Here is an 18,467-nt window from a genome sequence, read left to right as displayed (position 1 = left end):
GTTACCATGAATCGTGGACGCAGTGTAGAAGGAGTGATCCTTTTGATCGATAAGATTTTGGAGCGGGCGCTCGCCGGCGAACGCCTCGGCCTGGAAGACGGCCTCGCCCTGTTTGCGAGTGACGAGATTGAAAAAATGGGCCACTACGCCGACCTGGTCATGAAGAAGTGGCATCCGGAGCCGATCACCACGTTTGTCATCGGGCGCAATATCAACTACACCAACGTGTGCGACACCTACTGCCGGTTCTGTGCCTTTTACCGGCCGCCGGGTTCCAAGGAAGGGTACGTGCTGCCCAACGAAGTGATCTACCAAAAAATTCAGGAGACGGTGGACGTGGGCGGCACGGAAATCCTGATGCAGGGCGGCACCAACCCGGACCTGCCGTTTGAGTACTACCTGGATCTGCTGCGAAACATCAAAAAGCGCTTCCCGCAGATCACGATGCACTCGTTTTCCACCGCGGAAGTGCAAAAAATGGCGCAGGTGTCCGGCCTGCCTGTGGAAGAAGTGCTGAGGCAGTTGAAGGAAGCCGGCCTCGACTCGCTGCCGGGAGCGGGCGGCGAGATCCTGGACGACCGCACGCGGCGCAAGATTTCCCGCCTGAAGGGTTCCTGGAAAGAGTGGATCGAGACGCAAAAGGCGGCCCACCGCGTCGGCCTGCCGGGTACGGCGACGATGGTGATCGGCTTTGGCGAGGAGATGGAAGAACGCGTGCTCTCGCTGATGCGCATCCGCGAGGCGCAGGACGAGACCAAGGGCTTCACGGCCTTCATCGTCTGGACGTTCCAGCCGGAAAACACCAACATGAAGGCGGTCAACAACACCCCGGAGGAATACCTGAAGACGCTGGCGATCAGCCGCCTGATGCTGGACAACATCGCAAACTTCCAGTCGTCCTGGGTGACGATGGGACCGGAGATCGGCAAGCTGTCGCTCTCTTACGGCTGCAACGACTTCGGCTCGACCATGATGGAGGAGAACGTCGTTTCCGCCGCCGCATGCACCTACAAGGTGAACACCAACCTGATCCTGCAGCTCATCCGCGAGGCGGGCAAAATCCCCGCGCAGCGCAATACGCGCTACGAAATCCTGCGCGTCTTCCGCGAAGGGGAGATGGCGGAGCGCGACTTTGTCATGCAGAATTGACCGATCGGACAGAAAAAACACGGAGCCGCAACGGCTTCGTGTTTTTTTGCGCAAGCGAGCCTTCCCCCTGTTTCCATCCGTTTAAAAGTATATCGCCCCAGGCGGGACATATACTGTAACTACACTGCGGATGGGGGGATGGATATGCAGAGTTTTGCCGTGTGGCTGGAAAATGTCCCTGCGCATTGTGACGCCTTTCGCTCCATCGTGACCGAGCTGAAGGAGCGGGTCAACACGGAGCCGGTGCGCATTACATACAGGGAACGGGAGCAGGGCGAGTACCGCTTGTTCCACTTTCGGAGCTGGTCCGCCGAGGAGTACAACGCGGAGACGATCGAGTGGGCCCGGGCGTTTGTTTCCCTGGCGGTGGCCGAATGGGTCCTCCGGGTCAAGGAGCCGGAAGTGCTGGAGGAGATCGCCGCCGACCTGCTGGAAGCGGAAGCGCTGGAAGAGGAGTGGCCGTTCATTCTTCCCTATGTGCAGCGGATCTGTCAAGACCAGGAAGAAGGCGGCACGGACCTGCTCCAGGCTACTGCCCGCAAGGCGGCCGTCTACCGCAAAGTGTTCGCCTTTCTGGAAGAGGAGCGGGAGCTGAATGTGCTCGGCTTCGTCCGCTTCCGTCTGCAGGAGCATTGGAACGAACTGTTTGAACTGGTGGAAACCGGTCTGGACGATTATCTGGAAGACAAGCAGTACCAGGAATTTGTCGATCTGCTGCGGTACTTTATCGCCGCGCAGGAGACCAAACAGGAAGTGGTTCACGTCGTTCCTAGTGTGGACAAACCGTTCCTCCTCTATGACAAGCACGGCCAACGGCTGCGGCTGGAACAGCTCGATGCCGTCTTCAGCATCGGCGAGCAGAACAGCCGCGAAGAGGACTACCTGGTGAGCGCGCTGGTGACGCTTGCTCCGGAGCGCGTCGTGCTGCATCTGGTACAGGACAGGCCCGCCTTGATCCAGACGATCCACAGCATCTTTGACGGCAAGGTGATGACGTGCCATTCCTGTTCGCTTTGCCTGGCGGGCAGACGCGCACTTGACGGACACAAGCCAACTCCACTATAATGACAGACAACAACTACAGATGTGTTGAAATACGATGAGAAGGACATGGACGATATCCACGTCGCTCCAGAGAGGCGGGCCGCTGGCTGGAAGCCCGCTGCGGACGCGTATCGCTCCACCCCCTTCGAGTAGCGGCCGGGAACGAAGCCACGCGCTTCCAGTATCGGCTCGCCGGGCATACCGTTATGGCAAGGAAGGATTCGGCTTTCGTCCGCATGGAGGATGGGTCGGGAGGACGTCCCGACGGCAATTGCTCCGGCCGAATCAAATGAGGGTGGTACCACGGGTAAGAAACACTCGTCCCTTTGGGGATGGGTGTTTTTATTTTTTCCAATCCCATTATTTTATGCAGAAAGGACGTATGGATCGTGGCACAAGTCAACATTACGTTCCCGGATGGGGCCGTACGCCAATACGAATCCGGCATCACCATCGAGGACATCGCGGGCTCCATCAGCGCGAGCCTGAAGAAAAAGGCCGTCGCCGGCAAGCTGAACGGCAAGGTGGTGGATTTGTACACGCCGGTGCAGGAAGACGCGGCGATCGAGATCGTGACGCTGGACAGCCCGGAAGGCTTGGAAGTGTACCGCCACAGCACCGCCCACCTGCTGGCGCAGGCCGTCAAGCGCCTCTACGGGAAAGAGGTGAAGCTGGGGATCGGTCCCGTCATTGAAGACGGCTTCTATTACGACATGGACATCCCGGTAACGCTCACCCCCGACGATCTGGGCAAAATTGAAGCCGAGATGGAAAAGATCATCAAGGAAGACCTGCCGATTCGCCGCAAGGTGGTCAGCCGCGAAGAAGCGATTCACATCTTTCAGGGAATCAACGACCATCTGAAACTGGAGCTGATCCGCGACCTGCCGGAAGACGCCGTGATCACCATCTACGAGCAGGGCGAGTTCTTTGACCTGTGCCGCGGGCCGCACCTGCCGTCCACCGGCTACATCAAGGCGTTCAAGCTGATGAGCGTGGCCGGCGCGTACTGGCGCGGCAAAGCGGAAAACCAGGTGCTGCAGCGCGTCTACGGCACCGCGTGGCCGAAAAAGGCGGAGCTGGACGAATACCTGCACTTCATCGAAGAGGCGAAAAAGCGCGACCACCGCAAGCTGGGCAAAGAGCTGGAGCTGTTCATGTTCTCCGAAGAGGCGCCGGGCATGCCGTTCTACCTGCCGAAGGGCTTTACCGTCCGCAACGAGCTGGAGCAGTTCTCCCGCCGCCTGCAGCAGTTGGCCCACTACACCGAGGTGCGCACGCCGTTCATCATGAACCAGCGCCTCTGGCTGCAATCCGGCCACTGGGACCACTACCACGAGAACATGTACTTCTCCGAGGTGGACAACACCACCTACGCGCTGAAGCCGATGAACTGTCCGGGCCACATGCTGATTTACAAAAACAAGATCCACTCCTACCGCGACCTGCCGATCCGCTACTCCGAGTTCGGCCAGGTGCACCGCCACGAGTTTTCCGGTGCGCTGAACGGGATGCTGCGGGTGCGGACGTTCTGCCAGGACGACGCGCACGTCTTCGTTCGTCCGGATCAGATCGAGAGTGAGATCAAAAGCATGATTCAGTTGATCGACCGCATCTACAAGGTGTTCGGCTTCGAGTACAGCGTGGCGCTCTCCACCCGTCCGGAGGATTCGATGGGCTCCGACGAACTGTGGGAGATCGCGGAAAGCTCGCTGAAAAAAGTGCTGGAGGAATCCGGCATGCCGTACGAGATCAAGGAAGGGGACGGCGCGTTCTACGGACCGAAGATCGACTTCCAGATCACGGACGCGCTGAAACGGCGCCATCAGTGCGGCACCATCCAGCTTGACTTCCAGATGCCGGAGAAGTTTGACCTGTCCTACATCGGCCAGGACAACGAGAAGCACCGTCCGGTCGTGCTGCACCGCGCCATGTACGGTTCCATGGAGCGCTTCATCGGCATCCTGATCGAGCACTACGCGGGCGCGTTCCCGACCTGGCTGTCGCCGGTTCAGGTGCGTCTGATGACGATCAGCGATGCGCACGTGCCGTACGCCGAAGAGGTAAAAGCGAAAATGGAACAGGCCGGCATCCGCGTGGAACTGGACGCCCGCAACGAAAAAATCGGCTACAAAATCCGCGAGGCTCAGGTGCAAAAGATCCCGTACATGCTGGTCATCGGGGAAAAAGAAGTGGCGGAGGGCACCCTGTCCGTCCGCAAACGCGGCGTAGGCGACGAAGGGGCGCTTCCGGTGGATGAGTTCATCGCCAAAATCAAACAGGAAATCAGCGACATGAAATAAGCTGAATCAAAAGGGCCGCTCCCGGTTGGGGGCGGCCCTTTTCTCGCATAGTGGGGACTCTAATGTCCCACATATTTGGCATACAACGTGCGGGCGGTCGTGATCTCCGAGGTCCCCTGTACGAGCACACGGCCGTCGCGGAAGAAGACGAGTGTGCAGCCGTCGACGTGGAAGCGCAGGAGAAACGGATTTTGTTCCACCCGGCCCAATGGCTGGAACCGCTTCGCGAGCAGCGCAAAATCAACGGGGCGGGGGTGCAGGGGGCTGATCTGTACCGCATCCCTGCCGCAGATGGTGGTAAACGCTTCCGTTTCTCCGCCGATCTGCAGATAGTCGAAACGGTTCATGACGCAGGCGGGGCAGGCGGGATTCCTGCCGCCCGCCACGTTCATCTGCAGGTGTTCGTTCTGCCAGATATCCCACTGCTCCAGATGCGGGTTCAAGTCGTCCGTGGCGCCGAGCAGCAGTTTCAGCGCTTCCGCGGCCTGGTACGAGGCGACGATGTGCACGATCGGGCCGATCACGCCGACCGTGTCGCAGGTTTCGCCCCGGCCTTCCGGAGCGTGGGGAAAGAGACAGCGAAAACAGGGCGTGATCCCGGGACGAACGACCGCGAACATCCCGCGCGCACTGACCGCTCCGCCGTACACCCAGGGGATGCGGTGCTTCACCGCCACGTCGTTGATCAGATAGCGGACGTGAAAGTTGTCCGACCCGTCCAGAATCACGTCGGCGTCCGCGAGGTAGGTTTCCGCATTACCGGCGTGCAGGTCGGCCACGATTCCCTCGATCGCAACACCGGAGTTGATCCGCCGCAGCTTGTGTTCCGCCGCCACCGCTTTCGGCAGATGCTGCCGCGCATCCTCCTCGTCGTACAGCATCTGCCGCTGCAGATTGCTTTCCTCGACGAAATCCCGGTCAATCAGCCGCACGTGACCGACGCCTGCCCGCACCAGGTGGTTGGCCAGAACCGTCCCCAGCGCGCCCATCCCGACGATCGCCGCCTTTTTCTGCAGCAGCCGCTCCTGTCCCGTTTCGCCGATCGGCGCGAACAGCACTTGTCTGGAATAACGCTGTCGGTGCTCGTATTTCATGGGAAGCTCCTTTCTCATCAATCAGCAGATCATCCGCCCGGAAATGAAGTCCTGCAGTTCCCGACACGCCGCTCCGGAAAATACGGCCGCCGTTTCGCCGCACTCGACGATCCGCCCCTGTTGGATGAACAGGCACGCGTGCGTCAGGCGCCTGGCCTGCGCCAGATTGTGGGTGACGATCAGGATCGTCGTTCGCCTGGTCTGGTGAATCGTTTGAATGACGCGTTCAAAAATGGCAATGTTGTGCGGATCGAGGCTGGCCGTCGGCTCGTCCAAAAGCAGCAGCGGCGGTTCGTACACCAGCGCTCGGGCGAGGGCAATCCGCTGCGCTTCCCCGCCGGAGAGCGTGTCAGCCCGCTGGCCGGCCGCGTGCTCCAGGTCTACCAGCTTCAGCGCTGCGAGGACACGCGGGCGGATCGCCGCCCGATCCACGCCGCGGTAGCGCAGCCCCATCGCCACGTTGTCGAACACGGATGCGTGGAACATGGCCGGTTTCTGCGCCACGAAGCCCATTTGCCGCTGAATCGGCAGCCCTTTGGCATGGGTGAGGGCGGCCAGGTCGACATCCGTGCCGAACACGTGCATGCTGCCCTGGGCCGGCCGCTCCAGCAGGTTGATCACCCTGAGCAGGGTGCTTTTCCCGGCCCCGCTCGGCCCGATAATGCCGTAGATCTTCCCCTGCTCGAACCGGACGCTGTCCACGCGCAGAATCGTTTTTCCCTCATGGCGGACCACCAGATCCCGCAGTTCCAGTATGTTCATGCTCTCATCTCCGCTTGGCTTTCCATTGGTTCAGCGCTCCCGCCATCAGGAAGCTGTTAAACAGGAAGCTGACCGCCAACAGGACCAGCCCCAACTGCAGCGCGGCCGGGAAGTTGCCCATCCGCGTCTCCAGTATGATCGCCGTGGTCATCACGCGGGTGTGGTGTTCAATGTTGCCGCCGACCAGCATCACCGCGCCCACTTCGGAAATCGCCCTGCCGTAGGCCGCCGCTGCGCCCGACCAGATGCCTGTGCGCGCTTCCCTGACGATCGTCGCGATCAACTGGATGGGACTGGCGCCCAGACTTTTGGCGGTTTCTCGGTAGGCACGCTCCTTTTCCTGTACGGCCGACATGGTCAGTCCGGCCAGAATCGGCGTTACCAGGGCCACCTGCGCGATAACCATCGCCTGCGGCGTGAACAGCAGGCTGAGCGATCCGAGAGGGCCGTACCGGGAGAGCAGCAGGTAGACGATCACGCCGACCAGCACCGGGGGAAGTCCCATGCAGGTGTAGACGAGCACGACGATCAGCCGTTTCCCCGGAAAGGAATAGAGCCCCAGGAAGGCGCCGAAGGGGATGCCGATCAGCATCCCGATGGCGATTGCCGTCGTCGTCACTTTCAGGGAGAGCCAGATGATCTCCCATACGTCCGGCGGGAACAGCATGGCATGTGCTCCTATCGCTTTTTCGCGGCCGGAACGAACAGACTCTTGCCGTACGTGTCCTTGCCGAACTGGCCGATCAGTTTCTGCCCGTCATCGCCGACGAAAAATTGGATGAGCTGCATGGCTGCATCCGGTTTGGCCGTCGCTTTTACCTGGATGATGCCGTACGGGTTCAGCAGGGATTTGTCCCCCTGCATCAAGACCTGCAGGTTCAGCTTGCGGGACAGAAACGTCGCCTCGTCCGTCAGGGTGTACGCCTGTTTTTCGTCGGCCATCTGCAGGGTGGCGCCCATCCCCTGTCCGGACGAGAGGTACCAGGTGCCGTCGGGGTTGATCCCGGCTTCCTTCCAGATGCTTTTCTCCTTCTTGTCGGTGCCGGAATCGTCGCCGCGCGAGATGAACAGCGCCTGTTTTTCGGCGATGCGGGCGAACGCGTCCGCTGCCGTTTTCGCTGACGTGACGCCGGCGGGATCGCCAGCCGGCCCGACGATGAGGAACTGGTTGTACATTACGTCGTAGGCGTTGACGCCGAATCCTTTGGAGACGAATTCGTCTTCCGCACTCCGCGAGTGGACCAGGAGCACGTCGGCGTTGCCGTCTTCCCCCAGTTTGATCGCCTGGCCGGTTCCCACCGCGACCACTTTTACCTTGATGCCCGATTTGGCCTCGAAAGCGGGGATGAGCACGTCAAGCAGGCCGGAATCCTGGGTGCTGGTCGTGGTCGCCAGGACGATCTCGTTGTCCGCCGGAGCGGACTGCGGCTGTTTCGCCGCCGTCTCTGTCGAAGACGTTTGCTGCGGCGCTGCGGCCGGCTGGGCGGGAGCGGCAGAACAGGCGGCGAGGAAAAGGATGAGCATGGACATGAGCAGGGGGGTAATGATGCGAATGGGCTTCATGATTTCCAACTCCTTTGCGATCAGGGAATCGTCAGAACAATCGGTCAATGGTTTGGCCGGTCCGGGAAACATCGCAGCCGCCCTGGGCCGCCACCGCTTGTTTGAACGGGGGGTCCCGCAGAACCTCCAACAGGATTTGAAAGCGTTCCTGTCGGAGGAGCGGAGCGGGAATCACCAGATCGTACCGTTCCTCCTGCACGGGGAAGAAATCAAGCGGAAGGCCCCGGACAACGCTCTCGATCCCCAAGGCGACGTCCGCCTCTCCGCGCAAAACGGCGGATGCGGCCGCACAGTGGGTCGTCACTTCATGATCGTATCCGGGAACGCTGGCGGGAGAGACGCCCAACTGCTGCAGGTGGAAGTCGAGCAGTACACGCGTTCCGGACCCGCGCTGCCGGTTGACGATCCGATGCCGGCCGGAGAAGAATTCCTCCCAGCAGGTGATCATCCGCGGGTTGTGTTTGGGCACGATGAATCCCTGCCAGCGTCCGGCCAGGTTGATCACCGCCACCCCTTCATGGGGCATGAGACAGCGGATGTACGACAGATTGTACGCTCCCGTCGACCTGTCCAAGAGGTGGCATCCGGCCATGTCGACGCGTCCTTTGTACAGTTCGATCAATCCGTCCAAACTCCCGGAAAACGCCGGCAGGAGGGTAATCCCCCGATTGGCCAGCATCCGGGTCAAAAGATCGATGGCGGGATCGTGGCTGCCGGCGAAGTAAATGTCATTCGTCCGCGGACTGTTCCGGCGATCGGCGGCGGGAGCGAACGGCGGCGCCGCCTGCGCATCCCGCGGGCTGTGCCCGTGCAGGAAAGCGTCCAGGTCGGGGCGCGAGATTCTCAGTGCCCGTCCGATTTTGCAGGCGGGCAAATCGCCGCGTTTGATCATTTCATAGACCGTATACCTGGAGAGCTTCAGTTCTTCTGCCACCTCTTCCGGTGTCAGATACGCGTGTCTCATACCATCCCCTCTTGCGTTTTGGTTTGGTTGGTTCCCGTTTGTTTTCGTTTGGTTGGTTTGGATTGGTATAAAATTACCATACTGCACGGATCGGTGCTTGGCAACAGGAAGTGTCGAAAAATTATCAATCTTGCAGTTTTTCAGAGGAATGCGGGAGGGAAAATCGGCATACAGGTCGAACTAGGAGCATATTGTATGAGATCCTTGTGGAAGAAAAGGGGGAAGCAACCAATGGCCTTGGGTGGGTTCAAAAATCGGGAAATGCTGGTCGACCTTTCTTCGGGCACTGTCGATTATCGGGAAATCAATGAAGAGCTGGCGAAGAAGTACGTCGGCGGACGCGGGCTGGGGGTCAAGTACGTGTTCGACAACGGTCCGGACGTAGAACCGTTTTCGGAAGAGAACATCCTTTGCCTGATGACGGGCCCGGTCACCGGTTCCCGTTCGGCGATGAGCGGCCGCTTGTGCATGGTGACCAAGTCTCCGCTGACCGGGACCGTCACGGATTCGCACATGGGCGGCTGGTCGGCTGCGCGGCTGAAATGGGCCGGCATCGACAACGTGATCTTCAGGGGCAAAAGCGACAAACCGGTCTATCTGTACGTGGAAAACGGCCAGGGAGAACTGCGCGACGCCAGCGATCTGTGGGGCAAGGGCACCCGCGCGACGGTAAAAGCGATGCAGGATCGCTACGGCAAGGAGAACCTGAGCGTCATCTGCATCGGGCAGGCGGGCGAAAATCTGGTGCGTTTCGCCGGGTTCATCAATGAGAACGACCGCGCGGCCGGACGTGGAGGCACGGGGGCGGTCGCCGGTTACAAAAAATTGAAGGCGATCGTCATCAAGGCTGCGCAAAAAGGGAACATGCCGCAACCGGCACGGGATGAGGAGTACAAGCAGGCCAACCAGAAGGCGCTGAAGGCGATCATGGAAGGCGGCTTGACGGCGCCGAAAAAAGGCGGCCTCTCCGTCTACGGAACCAACGTGCTGACGAGCATCATCAACGAGGTGGGCGCGCTGCCGACGATGAACTCCAAGTACACGCATTGGGACGGGGCGGAAGGGCACAGCGGCGAAACGGTCAACGCCACGCTGCTGGTCGCGGACAACACCTGTCACGCCTGTCCGGTCGCCTGCAAAAAGGAAGTGGAAGTAAAGGACGGAAAGTACAAGACCCGCGTGGAAAGCTTCGAGTATGAGTCGGGCTGGGCGCTTGGCGCGAACTGCGGGCTGAGCGACGCCGCTCCGATCTCCTATCTGATCAACCTCTGCAACGAATACGGCATGGACACCATCGAGCTGGGCAACACGCTTTCCTGCATGATGGAAGCGGCGGAGCGCGGCTTGATCGAAGAAAAGGCGGACTGGGGCGACGCCGACCGCATGATTGAACTGACAGAGATGCTCGTTTTCCGCAGAGGAATCGGCGATGTGCTGGCCGAGGGGACGGCCCGGGCCGCGAAACAATTCGGCGACGAAAATCTGGCGATGTGCGTCAAAGGCCAGGCGATTCCCGCGTACGACCCGCGCGGCATCCAGGGGATTGGCCTCGGCTACGCAACCAGCAACCGCGGCGCCTGCCACCTGCGCGGCTACACGGTGGCGAGTGAAATCGCCGGCATCCCGATGCCGACCGACCGTCTGAAACCGGAAGGAAAAGGGGAACTGCTGAAAGTGTTCCAGGACCTGCTCGCCTTCTCCGACTCGATGAACATCTGCAAATTCTCCTCCTTCTCGGAAAACGCCGAGCACTATGCGGAGCAGTATTCCGCGATGACCGGCATTCCGGTGACGGCGGACGACGTCATGAAGATCGGGGAGCGTATTTACAACCTGGAGCGCTATTACAACAACCTGGCCGGCTTCAACAAGCGCGAGGACGACTACCTGCCGAAGCGCTTCACCGAAGAGCCCGCCACTGGCAACAGCGCAGGCCATGTCAGCCGCATGGACGTGATGCTGGATGAATATTACCGGGTGCGCGGCTGGGTGGACGGCGTTGTGCCGGAAAGCAAGCTGAAGGAACTGGAGATTGTGTGAATCCATGCGCAGGACAACATGATCCATGCCGATCCCCCAAAAAAAGGTGGAACGTGTCTTCCACCTTCAAGGCTAGGGGCCCAGCCGATTCCGGTTAGGGCCCCGCTTGGCACTGCGTTCGCTATCGCCGATCAGGTGAGGCTTTCGCCCGTCGGCTGGGTTGTGTTACCCACCGCGCGGGGGACCGTTTTCCGGCCTACCCGCCTACCCGCATGACCTTGATGCGGAAGCGGTCCATCAGGCGTTTCAGCGTGTGATCGTCGTCGGCATGGAAGCGGATGAACACGGCGTTGACGTGAAAGCGGGAGGTGATCCGAACGGATTCCTCCCGCAGCACCTCCGCCTGCCAGCCTTGCCCCCGAACGGTGATCGGCAGCGTTTCATCCGGCGGCGGGTCGCCTCCGCATTCGACCAGATAGGCAACCAGATGGGACAGAGGGATGCCGCGCAGCTCGAGAACGTGTTCGGCCATCTCAGCCTCCTGCCACCGGCGGGAACAGCGCAAACTGGTCTTCTTCCCGCACGCGGGTCTCCAGTCCGTCCGCATGGATGATGTTGCACCCGTTAATGAAGACGTGGACAAACGGTTTGAGTGTTCGCTCCGGTGTGAACACTTCCTCTTCCAGCGCAGGATACATCCGAATCAGGCTTTCCAGAATATCGATCACCCGGCTGCCGTTGTCCGCAGGCACTTCCACCGTTTTGGCCTGGCAGATCTCGCGGAAATTGGCGAATACCTTTACTTTCATCCAGGACATTTCTCCCTTTTCGTTTTACCCTTTATTATAATGAATTTTTCGACGAATCCAAACAACCATCCATGGAGGCGCTGATGAAGTTCTTCAATGTGAAAACCGTGACCGAGACGTTGGCCGTGATTGCAGAAGAGTTCCGCCCTGTCCGGCTTCCGGTGGAGGTGCCGCTGGCTGAGGCGCTGGGGATGGTGCTGGCGGAAGACGTGATATCCGGCGAACAGGTTCCCCACTTTGCCCGTTCGACGGTGGACGGATACGCCGTCAGGGCCAAGGATACGTTTGGCGCTTCCGATTCGCTTCCCGCGTTTCTCACGATTACCGGACAGATTGACATGGGCCGGGCCGCAGACCTGTACCTGCACGAAGGACAGGCCCAGGCCATTCCGACCGGCGGGATGCTTCCCGATGGGGCGGACAGCGTGGTCATGATGGAGCACGTGGAGGAAGTGGGGGATTTGCTCAACGTGTACCGGCAGGTGGCTCCGGGTGAAAATGTCGTTCGCGCCGGCGACGACGTGGAGATCGGAGAGACGGTCATGGCGGCGGGGCACCGCTTGCGCCCGCAGGATCTGGGCGTGCTAGCCGCCATCGGCAGAACCAGCGTCAGGGTGTACCCGCGTCCGATCGTCGGCATCCTGTCCACCGGTGACGAGGTGGTTCCCGCCGACAAACGGGAACTCGCTCCCGGCGAGGTACGCGACATCAACAGCGTCACCGTCGGAGCGGCAGCCAGACAGCACGGAGCGGACGTGATCTTCGGAGGCATTGTCAAGGACGACTGCGACGCGTTCCTGGCAAAAGCCGAGGAATTGTACCGGCAGGTGGATTTCCTTATCCTGTCCGGCGGCAGTTCCGTCGGGACGCGCGACTTTACCGTGCAGGTGATGCAGTCGCTGGGAGAGCCGGGGGTGTTGGTGCACGGGGTCTCCATCAAGCCGGGGAAGCCGACGATTCTGGCCAGGGCCGGGGAGAAGCCGCTGCTCGGGCTGCCCGGCCACCCGGTGTCCGCGCTGATCATTTTCCATCTGTTCGCGGTGCCGATCCTTCACCGTCTGCAGGGGATGCGCCCGTCAGCGTTTGACAAGCGGCTGCCCGCCCGCATCTCCCGCAACATCCCCTCTGCGGTGGGGCGTTCCGATTACGTCCGGGTCAAACTGGAAGAGCGCAGCGACGGGTTGTGGGCCGTGCCGGTGTTTGGCAAATCGGGCTTGATTTCCACGCTGGCAAAGAGCGACGGCATGGTGGAGATCGCGGCGAACAAAGAAGGGATCCTGGAAGGCGAAGTCGTCAGCGTTTACGTGTTTCCCTAACCGCGGGTCGATGGAAAACCCACGAGTGATGACAGGAGGAGTACCATGCGCAAGATCTACTTGGAAGATACGCCGCTCCAGGAAGCGCAAGAGCAGCTAGTGAAACGAGTCCGCTTTTCGCCGGAAGTGGAGGTCATCCCGACGCCGCAGGCGCTGGGCCGTGTCACCGCGCAGCCGATCTACGCGAACGTGTCGATGCCGAACTACCATGCCTCGGCCATGGACGGCATCGCGGTGAAGGCGGAAAAAACGTATGGCGCCGACGAGCAGCATCCCGTCAGATTGAAGCGGGGAGAGGATTATGTCGTGGTGGACACCGGCGATCCCATCCCGGACGGGTATGACGCCGTCATCATGATTGAGAATATCCACCAGATCGACGAAGAGACCGTCGAGATTCTGGAACCGGCCGCTCCCTGGCAGCACATTCGGCCGATCGGCGAAGATGTCGTCGTCGGTGAGGTGATTGTTCCCGACCGGTACAAGCTGCGCCCGGTTGACCTGGGAGCGCTCCTGGCCGGCGGCAACGTGACCGTACCCGTGCTGCGCAAACCGCGGGTGGCGATCATCCCGACCGGAACCGAGCTGATACCGCCCGCCGAGCATGTGACCGAAGGGGAAATCATCGAGTTCAACGGAACGGTTTTTGCCGCGTATCTGCAGGAATGGGGGGCGGAACCGGTGTATTGCGGCATTGTTCCGGACGACTACGGCTTGATCAAGGAAGCCGTGCAGGCGGCCGTGCGGGATGCAGACATCGTGCTGGTGAACGCCGGCTCCTCGGCCGGACGGGAGGACTTCACCGTCCATGTGCTGGAAGAACTGGGCGAAGTGCTGACGCATGGCGTGGCGACCCGCCCCGGAAAGCCGGTGGTGGTCGGCATCGTCGAGGGAAAACCGGTCATCGGGCTGCCCGGCTACCCGGTGTCCGCCTACTTGAATCTGGAATGGTTTGCCCGGCTGCTGGTCCATCATTACTATGGCCTGACCGAACCGCAGCGTCAGCGGATCAAGGCGACGGTTGGGCGGCGGATCGTCTCCGTCATGGGGGCGGAGGATTTCATTCGCGTGACGATCGGCTGCATCGACGGGCAGTATATCGCCAATCCGCTGACCCGCTCCGCAGGCGTCACCATGTCGATGGTGCGCGCCGACGGTCTTTTGCGCATCCCGCCCGGTCACCTCGGGTACGAGCAGGGCGAGATCGCGGAAGTGGAGCTGTACCGCCCGCTGGAGCAGATTCACAACACGATCGTGGCGACCGGCAGTCACGACCTGTCGATGGACGTACTCCATTCTCTCGTGCGCAAAGCCAATCCCCGCCGCTTCCTCGTCTCGTCCCATGTGGGCAGCATGGGCGGCATTCTCGCCATCCAGAAAGGGGAGGCGCACATCGCGGGCGTTCACCTGTTTGACGAAGCGACCGGCAGCTACAATCTGCCCTTTGTAGAAAAATTTTTGCGCGGCCGCGACATTGTCCTGGTACAATTGGTGTATCGCCAGCAAGGATGGATCGTACGACAGGGCAATCCGCTCCGGATCGGGACCGTACGCGATCTGGCCCGTCCTGGCATAACCTATATCAACCGCCAGCGGGGCGCCGGAACGCGGCTTTTGTTCGATTACCTGCTGAAACAGGAAGGGATCGACCGGGAGCAGATCTACGGCTACTCGCGGGAAGCGGTCTCCCATTTGAGCGTGGCCGCTGCCGTTGCCGGAGGGACGGCCGATGTCGGCCTCGGCATCTATTCGGCGGCGACGGCGATGGGCCTTGATTTTATTCCGGTGGCGGAGGAGCGCTACGACCTGTTGATGAGCGGGGCGTTTTACCGGAGCAGCGAAGGGCAGGAACTGCTGGAATGCATCCGGTCCCCGGAGTTTGCCCGCCAGGTGGAAGCGCTGGGCGGGTACAGCTGCCGCGATGCGGGAAGGATCGTGTATGCACCCCGTTCATCGTCCCGCGCTTGATCTTTGGCAGGCCGCAGGTCTAGTATGGAAGCAGGAGAGTGATCAGAAATGCCAGAACAAGTGTTGGATTCACGAAAACGTCCTCTCCGAGATTTGCGTATTTCCGTGACGGACAAGTGCAATTTTCGCTGTCGATACTGCATGCCTGCCGAAATTTTCGGCCCGGATTACCCGTTTTTGCCGCAGCACAAGCTGCTGACGTTCGAAGAGATCACGCGTCTGATCGGCATCTTCACGTCGCTCGGGGTGGAAAAAATCCGCATCACCGGCGGTGAGCCGCTGATGCGAAACAACCTGCCCGATCTGATCAGGATGATTCGCCAGGTGGAAGGCGTGCGCGACATCGCCATGACCACCAACGGTTCGCTCCTGGCCAAACATGCCAAGGCGCTGAAGGAGGCGGGATTGGACAGGGTGACCGTCAGCCTGGACAGCCTGGATGACGAGCGGTTCGGCTGGATCAACGGCAGAGGATATCGGGTGCAGGACATCCTGCGCGGCATCGATGCGGCGGCAGAAGCCGGTCTTCTGGTCAAAATCAACATGGTGGTGCAGCGCGGCGTCAACGACCAGGACATCCTTCCGATGGCCCGTTATTTCCGCGAAAAAGGGCACATCCTGCGCTTTATCGAGTTCATGGATGTGGGCAACAGCAACGGCTGGAAACTGGATCAGGTGGTACCCTCCAGCGAGATTGTGCGGATGATCCACGCGGAGATGCCGCTTGTGCCGATCGAGCCCAATTACTTCGGAGAGGTGGCTTCGCGCTACCGGTATGCGGGTACGAATCAAGAGATCGGCTTGATCTCCTCCGTAACGCAGGCCTTCTGTTCCACCTGTACGCGCGCCCGGCTGTCGGCGGAAGGGAAATTGTACAACTGTCTGTTCGCTTCGTCCGGGGAAGATTTGCGCGGCCCGCTGCGGGAGGGAAAAAGCGACGAGGAGATTCGGGACATCATCCAATCGATCTGGGCCCGCCGCGACGACCGCTACTCGGAGGAGCGGTTGAAGCACACGCCGGGCCTGCCCAAACGGCCCAAAGTGGAGATGTCGCACATCGGCGGGTAAGCATGACAAAACGAGCGGTCCCCACTTCCGCATGCGCGGAGGGCGACCGCTTTTGCATTCGTCAGTCTTCGGGGCGGGAGAGCGGGTTCCACGGCCCCTGCTGGTGGCCTTTCCACTCGCTGCCGTCTTCCCAGATTTCCTTTTTCCAGATCGGCACGATTTGTTTCAGCCTCTCGATCGCATAGCGTCCCGCTTCGAACGATTCGCTGCGGTGCGGCGTGGCGACCGCGATGATCACGGCGATGTCCTCAATGGCGAGATCGCCGATGCGGTGGTGCATGGCCACGTCCGCCTGCGGCCAGCGCTGCTTGATTTCGTCGGCGATCTGCTTCATTTTTTGGATCGCCATCGGCACGTACGCTTCGTAGGTGAGCGAGACCGTTCGCTGGCCGTGTGTAAATTCTCGCACTGTTCCGACAAATGTGAGCACGGCGCCTGCCCGGGGGTTGGAGACCAGCCGGATGACGGCATCTGCTGACAAGGGCTGATCGGTGATGCGAAACCGTCCGTCTTCGCCGCCGCTGACCGGGGGCAGGATCGCGATTTCGTCGCCAGGGCCGATCGGCGTCTCGGCGTTCGCATACTCCTGGTTGACGGAAACGAAGCAGCTGGGAAGCAAGTCGGCCAACTCGGGATGCAGCCTGCCGATTTCCGCGAGCAGGGTATGTACGGTGGCCGGTTCCGGGAGAGGGACGAGCGCTTCGTGCCGGTTGGCCCGTTCCGCGAGCGCGGCGAACAAGAGAACCTTTACATGCATCTGCATTCTCCTTTGCGTATGGGGTATACCATGACAATATCACAAGAATGCTCTCCGAGACAGGGGCAGGAGCGTTCTGTCAACCGCGGCGCCAACTGTCATGAAATCCTTGACAAGATCGAATCTGCACGGTATGATTGATCCAGTGTAAAAACTTCATTCTTCGAGAAACAAGCAGAAGCGCCCAGCTTCTCACCTGGTTCGACGTCTTCACGACTGTTGACAGGTCACTCTTACGCAAAAGCAAACTGTGGATCTGTTGAATTTGCTAGGTGAGATATGTGCGGGCGCGTCAGCGTTCGCACATTTTTGTTCCTTCTCGAAATTGACGGAGGTGGCAAGTATTAGCAAGGATCAACTGTTAGTCAACGAAGCGATTCGTGCCCGTGAAGTCCGCTTGATCGGACCGGACGGAAACCAGTTGGGTGTCGTGCCCCTCAGGGAAGCGCTGCGCATTGCGCAGGAAGCCGATTTGGATCTGGTGAACGTCGCTCCTACAGCCAAGCCGCCTGTTTGCCGTATCATGGACTACGGCAAGTTCAAGTATGAGCAGGCGAAAAAGGAAAAGGAAGCGCGCCGCAACCAGAAGATCATCGAGCTGAAGGAAGTGCGCTTTTCTTCCAACATTGAGGAACACGATTTTCAAACGAAGCTTCGCAACGTCCGCAAGTTTTTGGAGGATCATCACAAGGTGAAGTGCTCCATCCGTTTCCGCGGACGTGAAATCACCCACTCCGAAATCGGTCAACAGGTCCTGGAGCGTGTCGCATCCCTTTGCGAGGACATCGCCGTCGCAGAGCGTAAGCCGAAGATCGAAGGGCGCAGCATGATCATGATTCTGGCGCCGAAATCGGATAAGTAAACAGCGTTTAGGACAGGAGGATTTCTACCATGCCGAAAATGAAAACCCATAAAGGCGCAGCGAAGCGCTTCAAAAAAACCGGTAGCGGAAAGCTGAAGCGTGACCACGCCTACACCAGCCACTTGTTCGCCAACAAATCCACCAAGGCGAAACGCCATCTGCGCAAAGGCGCTCTGGTGTCCAAAGGCGACCAAAAACGTATCGAACAGCTCGTTACGTACCTGTAAGATTGTTTCGCACTACCACACACTATTACGCAGCATGCGCTCCCTAAGCGCCTCGTAAGCGGGGCCGCCATGCTGGAATGACCAGGAGGAATTACGTATGCCAAGAGTAAAAGGTGGCATTGTTACACGCCGTCGTCACAAGAAAATCCTGAAACTGGCGAAAGGATACTTCGGTTCCAAACACCGCCTGTTTAAATCCGCAAATGCGCAGGTAATGAAATCCCTGCTGTACGCATACCGTGACCGCCGTCAGAAAAAGCGCGACTTCCGCAAACTGTGGATCACCCGTATCAACGCGCAAGCTCGCCTGAACGGCCTGTCCTACAGCCGTCTCATGCACGGCCTGAAGGTAGCCGGCGTGGAAGTAAACCGCAAAATGCTGGCTGACCTGGCGGTAAACGACAAGGCTGCGTTCAACGATCTGGCAGCTCTGGCAAAAAGCAAACTGAACGCGTAAGCTTTCCGCTGCGCACAAAAAAGCATCCGAGCATTCGGGTGCTTTTTTTTATGCCCTGCTCGCGAGCTGCTGGCGAAATGGCTGTCCCCCCTGCTTGCCCGTCCAGGCCCAATGCCGCGTTCCCCGCAGTCCCCATCCGGATGG

18 protein-coding genes are annotated in these 18,467 nt (G+C 60.0%); 10 read left to right on the top strand and 8 right to left on the bottom strand.

Annotation, left to right across the window (positions count from 1 at the left end):
- The first annotated feature begins 42 nt into the window (after positions 1-42).
- The 3 genes from mqnC to thrS all read left to right on the top strand — a co-directional run bounded on the left by mqnC (position 43) and on the right by thrS (position 4,496).
- Positions 43-1,149 (top strand): cyclic dehypoxanthinyl futalosine synthase, encoded by a 1,107-nt coding sequence (mqnC, locus tag FOI68_RS03310; RefSeq protein WP_029097673.1) that lies wholly within the window; start codon positions 43-45, stop codon positions 1,147-1,149.
- Between the two features lie 144 nt (positions 1,150-1,293).
- Positions 1,294-2,214: a putative sporulation protein YtxC gene (gene ytxC, locus FOI68_RS03305; RefSeq protein WP_143862319.1), complete on the top strand. Its 921-nt coding sequence runs from the start codon at positions 1,294-1,296 to the stop codon at positions 2,212-2,214.
- 368 nt (positions 2,215-2,582) lie between these two features.
- A complete protein-coding gene (gene thrS / locus FOI68_RS03300) occupies positions 2,583-4,496 on the top strand; it encodes a threonine--tRNA ligase (RefSeq protein ID WP_044898410.1) in 1,914 nt (637 codons plus the stop codon).
- Positions 4,497-4,555: 59 nt separating this feature from the next.
- Here thrS and FOI68_RS03295 read toward each other — a convergent pair whose 3' ends face one another.
- From FOI68_RS03295 to FOI68_RS03275, 5 genes are read right to left on the bottom strand one after another with little or no spacing between them, the layout of a single operon-like run.
- On the bottom strand, positions 4,556-5,590 hold the full coding sequence (locus FOI68_RS03295) for a ThiF family adenylyltransferase (RefSeq protein WP_143862318.1): 1,035 nt from the start codon (positions 5,588-5,590) through the stop codon (positions 4,556-4,558).
- 21 nt (positions 5,591-5,611) lie between these two features.
- Positions 5,612-6,352, bottom strand: coding sequence for an ABC transporter ATP-binding protein (locus FOI68_RS03290; protein ID WP_143862317.1), 741 nt, complete (start codon positions 6,350-6,352; stop codon positions 5,612-5,614).
- Between the two features lie 4 nt (positions 6,353-6,356).
- Complete coding sequence (locus FOI68_RS03285) at positions 6,357-7,019, bottom strand: ABC transporter permease (RefSeq protein WP_035300549.1); 663 nt, start codon at positions 7,017-7,019, stop codon at positions 6,357-6,359.
- Positions 7,020-7,030: 11 nt separating this feature from the next.
- Complete coding sequence (locus tag FOI68_RS03280) at positions 7,031-7,915, bottom strand: ABC transporter substrate-binding protein (RefSeq protein ID WP_044898369.1); 885 nt, start codon at positions 7,913-7,915, stop codon at positions 7,031-7,033.
- Between the two features lie 31 nt (positions 7,916-7,946).
- Positions 7,947-8,879, bottom strand: a complete 933-nt coding sequence (locus tag FOI68_RS03275) for a substrate-binding domain-containing protein (RefSeq protein ID WP_143862316.1) — start codon at positions 8,877-8,879, stop codon at positions 7,947-7,949.
- A gap of 231 nt (positions 8,880-9,110) precedes the next feature.
- On the opposite strand from FOI68_RS03275, the gene FOI68_RS03270 reads away from it, so the two are divergent.
- A complete protein-coding gene (locus tag FOI68_RS03270) occupies positions 9,111-10,919 on the top strand; it encodes an aldehyde ferredoxin oxidoreductase family protein (RefSeq protein WP_143862315.1) in 1,809 nt (602 codons plus the stop codon).
- A gap of 196 nt (positions 10,920-11,115) precedes the next feature.
- Here FOI68_RS03270 and FOI68_RS03265 read toward each other — a convergent pair whose 3' ends face one another.
- Positions 11,116-11,391 (bottom strand): MoaD-like domain-containing protein, encoded by a 276-nt coding sequence (locus FOI68_RS03265; RefSeq protein ID WP_029097664.1) that lies wholly within the window; start codon positions 11,389-11,391, stop codon positions 11,116-11,118.
- A gap of 1 nt (position 11,392) precedes the next feature.
- On the bottom strand, positions 11,393-11,668 hold the full coding sequence (locus tag FOI68_RS03260; RefSeq protein WP_065068034.1) for a ubiquitin-like small modifier protein 1: 276 nt from the start codon (positions 11,666-11,668) through the stop codon (positions 11,393-11,395).
- An 83-nt stretch (positions 11,669-11,751) separates the two neighbouring features.
- Between FOI68_RS03260 and FOI68_RS03255 the strand changes: the two genes are divergently transcribed.
- The 3 genes from FOI68_RS03255 to moaA are packed head-to-tail and all read left to right on the top strand — an operon-like array spanning position 11,752 to position 16,020.
- Positions 11,752-12,984, top strand: a complete 1,233-nt coding sequence (locus FOI68_RS03255) for a molybdopterin molybdotransferase MoeA (protein ID WP_143862314.1) — start codon at positions 11,752-11,754, stop codon at positions 12,982-12,984.
- A 45-nt stretch (positions 12,985-13,029) separates the two neighbouring features.
- Positions 13,030-14,952, top strand: coding sequence for a molybdopterin biosynthesis protein (locus tag FOI68_RS03250; RefSeq protein WP_143862313.1), 1,923 nt, complete (start codon positions 13,030-13,032; stop codon positions 14,950-14,952).
- 48 nt (positions 14,953-15,000) lie between these two features.
- Positions 15,001-16,020: a GTP 3',8-cyclase MoaA gene (moaA, locus tag FOI68_RS03245; RefSeq protein WP_143862312.1), complete on the top strand. Its 1,020-nt coding sequence runs from the start codon at positions 15,001-15,003 to the stop codon at positions 16,018-16,020.
- A 61-nt stretch (positions 16,021-16,081) separates the two neighbouring features.
- Here moaA and FOI68_RS03240 read toward each other — a convergent pair whose 3' ends face one another.
- On the bottom strand, positions 16,082-16,777 hold the full coding sequence (locus FOI68_RS03240) for a molybdenum cofactor biosynthesis protein (RefSeq protein WP_143862311.1): 696 nt from the start codon (positions 16,775-16,777) through the stop codon (positions 16,082-16,084).
- Positions 16,778-17,111: 334 nt separating this feature from the next.
- On the opposite strand from FOI68_RS03240, the gene infC reads away from it, so the two are divergent.
- The 3 genes from infC (at position 17,112) to rplT (ending at position 18,323) form a co-directional block, all read left to right on the top strand.
- Positions 17,112-17,639 carry a translation initiation factor IF-3 gene (infC, locus tag FOI68_RS03235; protein WP_081656421.1) on the top strand — a complete coding sequence of 176 codons (528 nt, stop codon included), beginning with the start codon at positions 17,112-17,114 and terminating at the stop codon, positions 17,637-17,639.
- A gap of 29 nt (positions 17,640-17,668) precedes the next feature.
- On the top strand, positions 17,669-17,866 hold the full coding sequence (gene rpmI / locus FOI68_RS03230) for a 50S ribosomal protein L35 (protein ID WP_029097657.1): 198 nt from the start codon (positions 17,669-17,671) through the stop codon (positions 17,864-17,866).
- 97 nt (positions 17,867-17,963) lie between these two features.
- The gene (gene rplT, locus FOI68_RS03225) at positions 17,964-18,323 is read left to right on the top strand and encodes a 50S ribosomal protein L20 (protein WP_029097656.1); all 360 of its coding nucleotides are present in this window, start codon (positions 17,964-17,966) and stop codon (positions 18,321-18,323) included.
- Positions 18,324-18,467 lie beyond the last annotated feature (144 nt).

The organism is Brevibacillus sp. LEMMJ03, from assembly GCF_007197875.1.
Taxonomy (GTDB): Bacteria; Bacillota; Bacilli; order Brevibacillales; family Brevibacillaceae; genus Brevibacillus; species Brevibacillus thermoruber.
This window is presented reverse-complemented; position numbering and strand designations above follow the sequence as displayed.